At 63.6% G+C, this 11,931-nt stretch carries 9 protein-coding genes; 4 read left to right on the top strand and 5 right to left on the bottom strand.

The genetic code is table 11. From position 1 onward, the window contains the following. Positions 1 to 700 (top strand): VOC family protein (locus VK804_RS20415; protein ID WP_325373570.1); only part of this gene is annotated, 700 nt, incomplete at its 5' end. Positions 701 to 981: 281 nt separating this feature from the next. Here the strand turns inward: VK804_RS20415 and VK804_RS20410 are convergent. From VK804_RS20410 to VK804_RS20390, 5 genes are all read right to left on the bottom strand, one after another. Then, positions 982 to 2,091, bottom strand: a complete 1,110-nt coding sequence (locus VK804_RS20410) for a CaiB/BaiF CoA-transferase family protein (protein WP_325373568.1) — start codon at positions 2,089 to 2,091, stop codon at positions 982 to 984. A gap of 27 nt (positions 2,092 to 2,118) precedes the next feature. After that, positions 2,119 to 3,435: an LLM class flavin-dependent oxidoreductase gene (locus VK804_RS20405; protein ID WP_325373566.1), complete on the bottom strand. Its 1,317-nt coding sequence runs from the start codon at positions 3,433 to 3,435 to the stop codon at positions 2,119 to 2,121. A 272-nt stretch (positions 3,436 to 3,707) separates the two neighbouring features. Next, positions 3,708 to 4,508 carry a xanthine dehydrogenase family protein subunit M gene (locus tag VK804_RS20400; protein WP_325373564.1) on the bottom strand — a complete coding sequence of 267 codons (801 nt, stop codon included), beginning with the start codon at positions 4,506 to 4,508 and terminating at the stop codon, positions 3,708 to 3,710. Between the two features lie 134 nt (positions 4,509 to 4,642). After that, complete coding sequence (locus VK804_RS20395) at positions 4,643 to 6,982, bottom strand: xanthine dehydrogenase family protein molybdopterin-binding subunit (protein WP_325373562.1); 2,340 nt, start codon at positions 6,980 to 6,982, stop codon at positions 4,643 to 4,645. Between the two features lie 92 nt (positions 6,983 to 7,074). Beyond that, a complete protein-coding gene (locus VK804_RS20390) occupies positions 7,075 to 7,560 on the bottom strand; it encodes a (2Fe-2S)-binding protein (RefSeq protein WP_325373560.1) in 486 nt (161 codons plus the stop codon). A 421-nt stretch (positions 7,561 to 7,981) separates the two neighbouring features. On the opposite strand from VK804_RS20390, the gene VK804_RS20385 reads away from it, so the two are divergent. From VK804_RS20385 to VK804_RS20375, 3 genes are all read left to right on the top strand, one after another. Next, on the top strand, positions 7,982 to 8,653 hold the full coding sequence (locus tag VK804_RS20385) for a 3-oxoacid CoA-transferase subunit A (protein WP_325373558.1): 672 nt from the start codon (positions 7,982 to 7,984) through the stop codon (positions 8,651 to 8,653). After that, positions 8,650 to 9,339, top strand: coding sequence for a 3-oxoacid CoA-transferase subunit B (locus VK804_RS20380; RefSeq protein ID WP_325373556.1), 690 nt, complete (start codon positions 8,650 to 8,652; stop codon positions 9,337 to 9,339). The genes VK804_RS20385 and VK804_RS20380 overlap by 4 nt, the downstream gene beginning before the upstream one ends. 374 nt (positions 9,340 to 9,713) lie before the next feature. Beyond that, the gene (locus VK804_RS20375) at positions 9,714 to 11,684 is read left to right on the top strand and encodes a HAMP domain-containing methyl-accepting chemotaxis protein (protein ID WP_325373554.1); all 1,971 of its coding nucleotides are present in this window, start codon (positions 9,714 to 9,716) and stop codon (positions 11,682 to 11,684) included. Positions 11,685 to 11,931 lie beyond the last annotated feature (247 nt).

Raw genomic sequence — 11,931 nt, 5'->3', positions numbered from 1 at the left:
CTACGGCGCCAGGGGTTCGGCCTACGACGCCGAGTTCGAATGGTTCGGCGCCAAAAATCCGAGGCCGGAAGGCGCGGGGCTGTTTTATCTCGACCACCTCACCCACAACGTCCATCGCGGCCGGATGGATGTCTGGACCGGCTTCTATGAAAGGCTGTTCAACTTCCGGCAGATTCGCTTCTTCGATATCGAAGGCCGCGCGTCGGGCCTGTTCTCGCGGGCGCTGACCAGCCCTGACGGCAAGATCCGGATCCCGATCAACGAGGACGCCGGCGATTCCGGCCAGATCGAGGAATATCTCAATGTCTATCGCGGCGAGGGCATCCAGCACATCGCCTGCGGCGCCAAGGATATCTACCGGACGGTCGAGGGCTTGCGCGAGGCCGGCCTGCCGTTCATGCCCGCGCCGCCCGAGACTTATTTCGAGAAGATCGACGCGCGGCTGCCCGGGCACGGCGAGGACGTCGCCCGGTTAAAGCGCGACGGCATCCTGATCGACGGCGAAGGCGTGGTCGACGGCGGCCATACCAAGGTGCTGCTGCAGATCTTTTCCGCCAACGCCATCGGGCCGATCTTCTTCGAGTTCATCCAGCGCAAGGGCGACGACGGTTTTGGCGAAGGCAATTTCAAGGCGCTGTTCGAATCGATCGAGGAAGACCAGATCCGCCGCGGCGTGCTGAAGGTGGATGATGCGGCGTAGTCCCGGTCCGTCATCCCCGGATGAGCGCAATTGCGCTCACTCGGGAGGTGCGAGCGGAGCGAGCCTCGAAGGATGAGCCACGGGCACGCAAGCCAATCATCCTTCGAGGCTCGCCGAAGGCGGCGAGCACCTCAGGATGACGGCGGTGGGTGGTGCAGCGTTCGTAGGGTGAGCAAAGCGACTTGTCCGCCGTAGCGCAGAGAGCGAAGGCGGAAGCGTGCCCACCATCTGCTTTCGAATTCATGAATGGTGGGCACGGCGCAAACGCGCCTTTGCCCACCCTACGATTTCTTCCACTCTCGCGTCAGTTCACCGATATCCGCCCTTTCCGGCTCCCTGATCGCCGACGGCGTTCGCGAAAAGCGGGGCGCCGGCGCGGGCTGCGTGACGCCGTGGCGTTCGACGAAAATGTTGCGCGCGGCCATGTGCGGATGTTTTGGCGCTTCCGCCATGGTCAGGATCGGGGCGAAGCAGATGTCGGTGCCTTCCATGATCTTGCACCAATCTTCCCGTGTCTTGCTCTTGAAGATGTCCACCAATTTCTGCTTCAGCGCGGGCCAGGCCTTGCGGTCCATCTGCGTGTCGAAATCGGCATCCGCAAGCCCGGCATGCTGGCGCAGCAGCGCGTAGAATTGCGGCTCGATCGAGCCGATCGAGACGAAATGGCCGCAGGAACATTCATAGACGCCGTAGAAATGCGCGCCGCCGTCGAGGAAATTCTGCTCGCGGCCTTCGATCCAGCGGCCGGCCGCCGTCATGTCGAAGAACATCGACATCAGCGAGGCCGCGCCGTCGCACATCGCGGCATCGACCACCTGTCCCTTGCCGGATTTCTTCGCTTCCAATAGCGCGGCGAGCACGCCGACCACGAGATAGAGCGCGCCGCCGCCGAAATCGCCGACCAGGTTGAGCGGCGGCACCGGCTTTTCCTTCGGCCCGATCGCGGACAGCGCGCCGGTCACCGAGATGTAGTTGATGTCGTGGCCGGCGGCCTGCGCCAGGGGGCCTTCCTGGCCCCAGCCGGTCATGCGGCCATAGACGAGGCGCGGATTCCTCGCCAGCACCACATCGGGCCCGAGCCCGAGCCGCTCCATCACGCCGGGCCGAAATCCCTCGACCAGCGCCTCGGCGCCGGAAAGCAGGTCGAGCACACCTGCGATCGCGGCCTTGTCCTTCAAATCAAGTTCGACCACTTTCCGTCCGCGCCCGGCGACCGATTTCATATTCTTCTTGGCGCCGACGCGGTCGAGCGTGACCACCTCCGCGCCCATGTCCGCCAGCATCATGCAGGCGAACGGGCCGGGGCCGATGCCGGCGAATTCGACGATGCGGAAACCGGCCAACGGGCCGGAGGTGCGGGTGGAGGATTCGGGAGCGGATTTGTCGAGCACGTTGTCATTTCCTCATCAAGGGAAAACTCAGGACGTCGCGGAGGTTTTGGTGCCGTGGCGGGCGGGATCGCCGAGCGTCACCTTGGCGGCGTCGGCCCATAATTTGGCGTTCTGCTTCTGACGCTCGGTGCCGGTGCCTTCCTCGGCGACCTTGCGGCCGAGCGCGATATAGACCGGGATTTCCTCGTCACGCATCGGCTTCGTCGCCTGCTTGCGCGCCATCGCCTTTTCGATGTGGGGCGCGAGTTCTTCCTGCTTCCGCTTTTCCCGCTCGATTTCGCGCGCGCAGAATTCCGGCATCACCTCATCGGCGAACAGTTGCAGCGCCTCGCAGATGTGCTCATGCCGGTTGCGGCCGCCCTGCTGGATGAACACGGTCTGGTCGACGCCGCTTTCCTCGAAATGCGTCAGGTGCGTGCGCAACTGGTCCGGCGTGCCGATGCCGTGATCGGCGCCGGCCGGCGGCAAGGCATGGCGGGCCTTTTCGAAATTGGTCCAGATATCGGTGCGGCCCGGCGTGTGTTCGCCGAAGATGTAATGATGCGCCAGCCCGTAGCGGAAGAACCGCAAGCCATCCTCGCCGCGGCGGCGCGCTTCCATCTCGTCGGGGTGCACCGAGAAGCCGGTCACCATCGCGACGTTGGGATTGACCGCATGCCCGATCGGCACGCATTCCTCCCTGAAGATGCGATAGTAGTCATCGACCCATTGCCGGGCCTCGCGCGGATCGACGAAGGCAAAGGTCAGCGCACCGATGCCGCAGCGCGCCGCCATCTTGATGGTTTCGCGGTTGGAGCAGGCGACCCACAGCGGCGGATGCGGTTTCTGCAGCGGTTTCGGCACCACATTGCGGCAGGGCATCTCGAAGAATTCGCCCTTGAAGCCGGGATAGGGGTTCATCACCATCATGTCGGTGCATTGCTCGACGCCCTCCTTCCACATCCGCCGCTTCTCGACGGGGTCGAAGCCGACATTGAAGCCGCCGAGTTCCATCAGGGATGCGCTCTCGCCGGTGCCGAATTCGACGCGGCCGTTGGAGACGAGATCAAGCGTGGCGATGCGCTCGGCGACGCGGGCCGGATGGTTGTATTTCGGCGGCATCAGGCAGATGCCGTGGCCGAGCCGGATTTTCTTGGTGCGTTGCGAGCACGCGGCGAGGAAAATCTCGGGAGCGGAGGAGTGCGAATATTCCTCCAGAAAATGATGCTCGACTTCCCAGGCGTAGTCGATGCCGAGTTGGTCTGCGAGTTCGACCTGGTCGAGCGCCTCCTGGAACAGCCGATGCTCGTCGCCCTCGTGCCACGGCCGCGGCAATTGATGCTCGTAGAAAATGCCAAATTTCATGGACGCTCCCGGGAGGCTTTAGTTAGTTGATTAGCTAAAGTGTCCCGCCTTGCGCCGATGGAGGCAAGCAACTTTTGATCTCAGGATGGTCGAATTAAGAGCGCAGCGCGACAAAGTTCGTGTCCCGGACGCGGTGCAGCGCACTTGGCGGTGCACCGCAGAGCCGGGACCCACGTCTTTCGCATGGACCCCGGATCAGCAGCGCACCGCGCCGAATTACGGCGCGTTGCGCAGCATCCGGGGAACACCCGCATGCTTGAGCGGCTACGCGATCAGCCGGCCGCGGCGACCGCGCGTTGCGCCATCACCTTGATCAGGTTGGCGCGGTAGTCCGACGTGCCCTGGGTATCGTTCATCAACCCGTCTGCGGAGATCTTGACGTTGTCGAGCGCTGCCGCCGACCAGTTCGCCTTCAGCGCCGCCTCGATGGTTCCCACCCGCATCACGCCGTTCTGCGACGCGCCGGTGGCCGCGACGCGGACATCGCCCGATTTGGTCTTAACCACGAACACGCCGGTCAGCGCGAAGCGCGATGCCGGATGTGGGAATTTTGAATAGCCGGCCTTGGCCGGGATCGGGAACGACACGGCGGTGATAATCTCGCCGTCATTGAGCGCGGTCGAGAACAGGCCCTTGAAGAACTCATCCGCCGGGATCGAGCGCTTGTTGGTCTTCACGGTCGCGCCGAGCGCCAGCACCGCCGCCGGATAGTCGGCCGCCGGATCGTTGTTGGCGAGCGACCCGCCGATGGTGCCGCGATGACGCACGGCGGGATCGCCGATCACGGATGCAAGATGGGCGAGCGCGGCGATGGCCTTCTGCACCGCGGCGTTCGTCGCCACATCGTAATGCGTGGTCGCAGCCTTGATCGTCACCGTGTCGCCGGAAACCTCGACACCGGCGAGATCCTTGATCTTGCCGAGATCGATCACGTCGGACGGCGAAGCCAGCCGCTGCTTCATCACGGGGATCAGGGTGTGGCCGCCGGCGAGATATTTTGCCTCTTTGCCTTTGGCGAAGAGGGCGGCGGCTTCGTCGACCGAGGAGGGGCGATGATAGGTGGTCTCGTACATGATGTACTCCCTGTTTCCTTTTCCCGTCATTCCGGGATGCGCGCGCCTCGCGCGCAGACCCGGAATCTCGAGGAGTTCTACCGTGTTTCAGTTTCCGGGTTCGACGCTTTGCGTCGCCCCGGAATGACGAGTGGTCAGCCGTGAATCGCGTGCCAGACGCGGTCGGGCGTCGCCGGCATTTCGAGCTTGTTGTTGCCGATCGCATCCGTGATGGCGTTGATCACGGCGGCGGACGCGCCGATCGCGCCGGCCTCGCCGCAGCCCTTGACGCCGAGCGGATTGCCCGGGCACAGCGTCGTGGTGTGGCTCAGCTTGAACGACGGCAGATCGTCGGCGCGCGGCATGGTGTAGTCCATGAACGACGCCGTCACGAGCTGGCCGTTGGCGTCATAGACCACGCCTTCCAGCAGCGCCTGGCCGATGCCTTGCGCGAGGCCGCCATGGACCTGGCCTTCGACGATCATCGGGTTGATCAGCCGGCCGAAATCGTCGGCCGCGACGAAATTGACGAAGGAGGTCTTGCCGGTGCCGGGATCGACTTCGAGTTCGCAGATATAGGCGCCGGCCGGGAAGGTGAAGTTGGTCGGGTCGTAGAACGCCGTCTCCTTCAACCCCGGCTCCATGCCGTCGGGCAGGTTGTGCGCGGTATAGGCGGCGAGCGCGACCATCGGCAGCGCGATCGACTTGTCGGTGCCGGTGACCTTGAACTCGCCGTTCTCGATGACAATGTCGCCCTCGGATGCTTCCAGCGCATGGGCTGCGATCTTCTTGGCCTTGGCCTCGACCTTTTCCATCGCCTTGATGATGGCGGTGCCGCCGACCGCGATCGAACGCGAGCCGTAGGTGCCCATGCCGAACTGCACCTTGTCGGTGTCGCCGTGGACGATCGAGACCTGGCTGATCGGAACGCCCAGACGTTCGGAGATCAGTTGCGCAAACGTGGTCTCATGGCCCTGGCCGTGGCTGTGCGAGCCGGTGAGCACTTCGATGGTGCCGACCGGGTTGACGCGGATTTCGGCTGACTCCCACAGGCCGACGCCGGCCCCCAGGCTGCCGACCGCTTTCGAGGGCGCGATGCCGCAGGCCTCGATGTAGCAGGACACGCCGAGGCCGCGCAGCTTGCCTTCCTTCTTCGCTTTCTCCTTGCGGCCCGCGAAACCGGCATAGTCGATCGCCTTCATCGCGGCATCGAGCGAGGCGCCGAAATCGCCGGTGTCATAGGCCATGATCACGGGCGTCTGGTACGGGAAGCTGGTGATAAAATTCTTCCGGCGCAATTCCGCCGGATCGACCTTCAGCTGCCGCGCCGCGGTTTCCATCATCCGCTCCAGAAGGTAGCTCGCCTCCGGCCGGCCCGCGCCGCGATAGGCGTCGACCGGCGTGGTGTTGGTATAGACGCCGACCACTTCGGCATAGATCGCCGGGATCACATACTGGCCCGACAGCAGCGTGACATAGAGATAGGTCGGCACCGCCGAGGAGAACAGCGACATATAGGCGCCGAAATTGGCGTGGGTTTTCACCCGCAGGCCCAAAATCTTGTTGTCCTTGTCGAACGCCATTTCCGCTTTCGAGACATGGTCGCGGCCATGCGCGTCGGTGAGGAAGGCCTCGGAACGGTCGCCAGTCCATTTCACCGGGCGACGCAGCTTCTTCGACGCCCACAGCGCCACCATTTCTTCCGGATAGATGTAGATCTTGGATCCGAAGCCGCCGCCGACATCGGGCGCGATCACCCGCAGCTTGTGCTCGGGAGCGATGTTGTAGAACGCCGACAGCACCAGGCGGGCGACATGCGGATTCTGCGAGGTGGTGTAGAGCGTGAAATGCTCTTCCGCCTCGTCGTATTCGGCGATTGCCGCGCGCGGCTCCATCGCATTGGGCACCAGGCGGTTGTTGGTGAGTTCGAGCGTCACCACATTGGCGGCCTTCGAAAACGCATCCTTGACGGCGGCCTCATCGCCGAGCGCCCAGTCGTAGACCACATTGCCCGGCGCTTCCGGGTGCAGTTGCGGCGCGCCCGGTTTGATCGCGGCACGGATGTCCGGAACGGCCGGAAGCTCTTCGTAAGTGACGACCACGGCTTCGGCGGCGTCCTTGGCCTGGTTCTTGGTCTCGGCGACCACGACCGCGACCGCCTGGCCGGCGAAGCGCACGACCTCCGGCGCCATCGCCGGCCATGCGCCCATCTTCATCGGGGTGCCGTCCTTCGAGGTGATGGCCCAGCCGCAGATCAGGTTGCCGACCTTGTCGTCGACGATCTCTTGGCCGGTCAATACGCCGACCACGCCCGGCATCTTCATCGCTTCAGACGAATCGATGCTCTTGACCTTGGCATGCGCGTGCGGGCTGCGGATGAAATGGGCATGGGTCATGCCCTGCAATTTGATGTCGTCGACGTAACGGCCTTTGCCGGTGATGAAACGCCGGTCTTCCTTGCGCACGACGCTTGCGCCAATACCTTCAACGCCCATGTTCTGTTCTCCCAACCGGAGTTTTTGATTTCCGCCATTTCCATCGAAATTCGGCGGTCTTTGATGTTAGTGATCGATGCGGCTTGCCGCTGCTATTCCGCGGCCTGCGCAACCTTCATGCGGCCGGCCGCATCCAGCACCGACTTGACGATGTTGTGGTAGCCGGTGCAGCGGCAGATATTGCCTTCCAGCTCGTGCCGGACGGTGTCCTCGTCGAGCTTGCCGCCATGGCGGTGCACGATATCGATCGCCGACATGATCATGCCCGGCGTGCAATAGCCGCATTGCAGTCCGTGATTGTCGCGGAAGGCGGCCTGCATCGGATGCAGTTCGTCGCCCTTCGAGATGCCTTCGATGGTGGTGACGTTGCTTCCATTGGCCTGTCCGGCCAGCACGGTGCAGGATTTGACCGCCCGGCCGTCGATATGCACGACGCAGGCGCCGCATTGGCTGGTGTCGCAGCCGACATGGGTGCCGGTCAGGTTCAGATGATCGCGCAGCAGCTGGACAAGAAGGGTGCGGTCCTCGACCTCGACCGAGGCCGCCTTGCCGTTCACCGTCAATTTGATGGTAGACACGCCATTATCCTCCCGATGCTTTTTGCTTGTTCCGATTAGAAGCACCGGGGCTGGACTTTGCAACTGGGAATTTCGTCGGGAGGGTCATTGTAAAGTCATCATCTCGAACGCGGCTTGCTTACCCTCCCCTGGAGGGGGAGGGTCGACGCGACCCGGCGACGCGAAGCGTCGTCCGGCAGAGCGGCGGGGTGGGGTGACAGTCTCTCGTCTTGAACGGTGCCCAGGTTGAGAGACCGTCACCCCACCCCGTCTCGCATCTTGCGATGCGAGCCGACCCTCCCCCTCCAGGGGAGGGTAAGAAGATGCCATGCAAATTTACGGCTTTCTCAAGCCCTTGCTTGATGGTCTATTCCGGCATCGTTCGCATGTTGCCTAAGCCACGGAGACCAAACGACAATGCCGCTGCAACGGGGGTTTTGACGTGATCGACAAGCAGGTGAAGACCACAGCCGACGCGGTGGCTGGCGTCCGCGACGGATCGACGGTGCTGGTGGCCGGATTCGGCATGGTCGGCGTCGCCGACCATCTGCTCGATGCCCTGCACGAGCAGGGCGCCCGGGAGCTGACCATCGTCGCCAACAATTCCGGCAATGGCGATCACGGCCTCGCCCGGCTGATCATTTCAGGGCGGGTGCGCAAGGTGATCTGCTCCTTTCCGCGCTCCGGCGACTACAGCGCCTTCCTCAATGCCTACCGCGCCAGGAGCCTGGAGCTGGAATTGCTGCCGCAAGGCACCATCAGCGAGCGCATGCGTTGCCATGCCGCGGGGCTGGGCGGCTTCTTCTCCCCGGTTTCGGCCGGCACCAAACTCGGCGAAGGCAAGGAAGTCAGGGAGATCGACGGCCGGCTGCACGTGTTTGAAAAGCCGCTGAAGGGCGACGTCGCGCTGATCAAGGCCAACAAGGCCGACCGCTGGGGCAACCTCACCTATATCAAGTCGGCGCGGAATTTTAATCCTGTGATGGCGATGGCGGCGGATTTGACCGTGGTCGAGGTCGACCAGATGGTGGAACTCGGCGAACTCGATCCGGAAGCCGTGGCGACACCGAGCATTTTCGTCGATCGCGTGGTCGTTGTTGGAGCACAGGCATGATCCCATTAACGCGTGAGCAGATGGCCTGGCGCGCCGCGCAGGATTTGATGGAAGGCGATTACGTCAATCTCGGCATCGGCATCCCGACCCTGGCCGCGAGTTTTGTCCCGGCCGGCCGCGAGGTGATCTTCCACAGCGAGAACGGCATTTTGGGCATGGGCCCAAAACCCGAGCCGGGCAAGGAAGACCCCTATATGGTCGATGCCGGCAAGAACAAGACGACGCTGGTGGCCGGCGGCTGCTTCGTGCACCACGCCGACTCGTTTTTGATCATCCGCGGCGGCCATCTCGACGTCAGCCTGCTCGGCGCGTTCGAGGTTTCGGAGAACGGCGATCTCGCGAACTGGACCACCGAGGATCCGGCATTCCCGCCCGGCGTCGGCGGCGCCATGGATCTGGCGGTCGGCGCCAGGGCGATTCGCGTCATCATGGATCACACCGGCAAGCGCGGCGAGCCGCGCATCCTGAAACGCTGCAGCTATCCGCTGACCGCGCCGAACTGCGTCAAGCGCATCTACACCAATCTCGCCGTCATCGACGTGACGCCGCAAGGCCTCACCGTGGCCGAGATGATCGCCGGCATGACGCTGGAGAAGCTGCAGGCCCTGACCGAGCCGAGCTTAAGGCTCGCCCCGGATTGGCAGGTGCTTGCGCCGCCCGAGGTGCCCAAGGCGCGGGCGGCGTAGGCTTTATGGCCCACCTCGCCCCGCTTGCGGGGAGAGGTCGCCGCGCTCTTGCGCGGCGGGTGAGAGGGACTCTCCACGAGTCGCGCTCGCTGAGAGAGCCCCTCACCCCAACCCTCCAAGAGCGAGCTTCGCTCGTCTCGACCCCGCGAAAGAGCGGGGAGAGGGAGAAACGAGAGACAAGCCCGCCATGACGGCAGGCCAAAACCCTCCGTATATTTACTGGGCCTTATCCATTCTGCTCTAGTTTTCGTCGTCGGTCCGGCAAGCCCGCGCTTTTCGGGCGCGTATTTTGTTGGGAAAGCTGCGGGGAGGTCCGGGTGGGTCTGAAATCGGTATCGCGTAGGCTCCCGACGCTTCGATTCCGCGGCAAGGTCATGCTTGGCTTTGCCGTGGTGCTGGCGATCTCGGCGGTCAGCATGGGCATCGCCTATATGGGGTTCGAGCGTGTCTCCGCGGGCGTCGCAAGCTACCGCAACAGCGTTTCGGAAGCGGATCTGGCGCGCAATATCGACCGCGAGGTGATTTCGTACCGGGAGCTGGCGCGCTATTACGTGGTCACGGCCAAGGACGACGATGCCAAGGCGGCGCTGGCCGCCGAGGCGCGCCTCAAGGACGCCATCGACCGGTCGATGCGGGGCACCATCAATCCGGCGCGCCTCGACCAGATCACGCGCCTCGCCCGCGAATTCCAGAGTTTTACCAAGATTTTTGCCGACATCGTCAAGTTCAAGAGCGACAGCGCGCTGCTGGTGCAGAACAAGCTGACGCGCGATGCCAATACGTTGCGCTACAAGCTCGACGACCTTCCCAGCAATGCCGACGATTCGGAACTGCAGACAATCCAGTTCGGCACCAAGAAAGTGAACGAACAATTCCAGGCGGCCTCCGCGCTCGCCAATACCTTCGTCATCAATTCCGATCAGGCGATTGCGACCGGCGCGATGGCGCGGCTCAAATTCGTCGAGAACTCGATGAACGCGATATCGTCGAAGGACGAAAGGATCGTGCAAGGCCTGAAAGAGGCCGCGGGCCTGCTCGATGAATATGGGCAGGTGCTGGCCAAGCTGATCGCGAATTCCAAGGAAGTCGATGAGCTGGTCGCCGAGATGGCCGATTCCGCGGACGCGATCGTCAAGGGCGCCGGCGCGATGAAGGCGGACCTGCTTTCCGACCAGCAAAGGCTCGAATCCGAATCGGATACGGCCATCGGCGAGACCGAGCGGCTGATCCTGATGCTCGCCGGCGGCGGCTTCCTGCTCGGTGCGGCGCTGGCGCTGGTGCTGGGCAAGGGAATTTCCCGTCCCATGATTGCGATGTGCCAGGCGATGCGCGAACTCGCCGGCGGCAATTTCGACGTCGTGCTGCCGGGTCTCGGCCGCCGGGATGAACTTGGCGAAATGGCCGGCGCGGTGGAAGAATTCAAGATGCAGGCAATCGCCAAGGCGGAGCGCGATGCCAGCGCCCAGGATGCCCAGAACAAGGCGGCGAGTGCCGCGCGGCGCGCCGAGCTGATCAGGTTTGCCGATGATTTCGAAACCGCCGTTGGCGCCATCGTCTCGAACGTGTCGGCTTCCGCCGTTCAACTTGAACAGGCGGCGGGAATGCTGACGCGGACCGCGGAAAGCACCCAGAGCCTCTCCAGCCAGGTCGCCGACGCTTCCGAAGAAGCCTCCTCCAGCATGCAATCGGTGGCCACCGCGACCGAGGAGCTTTCCGCTTCCGTCGACGAGATCGGCCGCCGGATGCGCGATTCAAACAAGATCGCGGAGGCCGCGGTGCTGCAGGCGCAGCAGACCGACGGTCGCATCGGCAAGCTGTCGCGCGCCGCCCAGGAGATCGGCGACGTGGTCAAGCTGATCACGGCGATTGCCGAGCAGACCAATCTCTTGGCGCTGAACGCGACCATCGAGGCCGCCCGCGCCGGCGACGCCGGCCGCGGCTTTGCGGTGGTCGCCGCCGAAGTCAAATCGCTGGCCAGCCAGACCGCGAAGGCGACCGACGAGATTTCGACCCACATCGCGGGCATGCAGGGCGCGACCGCCGAATCGGTCGCGGCGATCAAGCAGATCGGCGGCACCATCGGGCAGATCTCGAGCATCGCCTCGGAGATTTCGAGCGCGGTGCAGCAGCAGAGCTCGGCGACCCAGGAAATCGCCCGCAGCGTCCAGAGCGTCGCCAAGGGCACCCATCAGGCGGCTTCCAACATCATGCAGGTCAATCGCGGCGCGACCGAAACCGGCTCCGCCTCCGAGGAGGTGCTGAACTCGGCCAAGACGTTGTCGAGCGAGAGCACAAGGCTGCGCGAGGAGCTCGACCGCTTCATGGCGAATATCCGCGCCGCGTAGAGCACGGCCCGGCTGCTTTCGGAGAATTGCAGGCGCCGACCAGGCTAGAGCGTTTTCGAGCGAAGTGGTTACCGGTTCGCGTGAAGAAAACGCGTCAAAACAAGAATCTAGCAGTCCGCTGAAAAACGTAAAGAATGAGGCGTTTTTTCTGTTGGGGTTCGGTTGTTGGGATGGCGTATTGGGGAGTTTGAGGTCTGTTGGCTAGGCTGCAGCCAGTTTGGGGATGCGGATCAGGTTGTAGGCGATC

Origin of the sequence: Bradyrhizobium sp., from assembly GCF_035484855.1 — a bacterium.
Lineage (GTDB): Bacteria > Pseudomonadota > Alphaproteobacteria > Rhizobiales > Xanthobacteraceae > Bradyrhizobium.
Note: the sequence above shows the minus strand (reverse complement) of the source record. Positions and strands in the feature narration are given on the sequence as shown.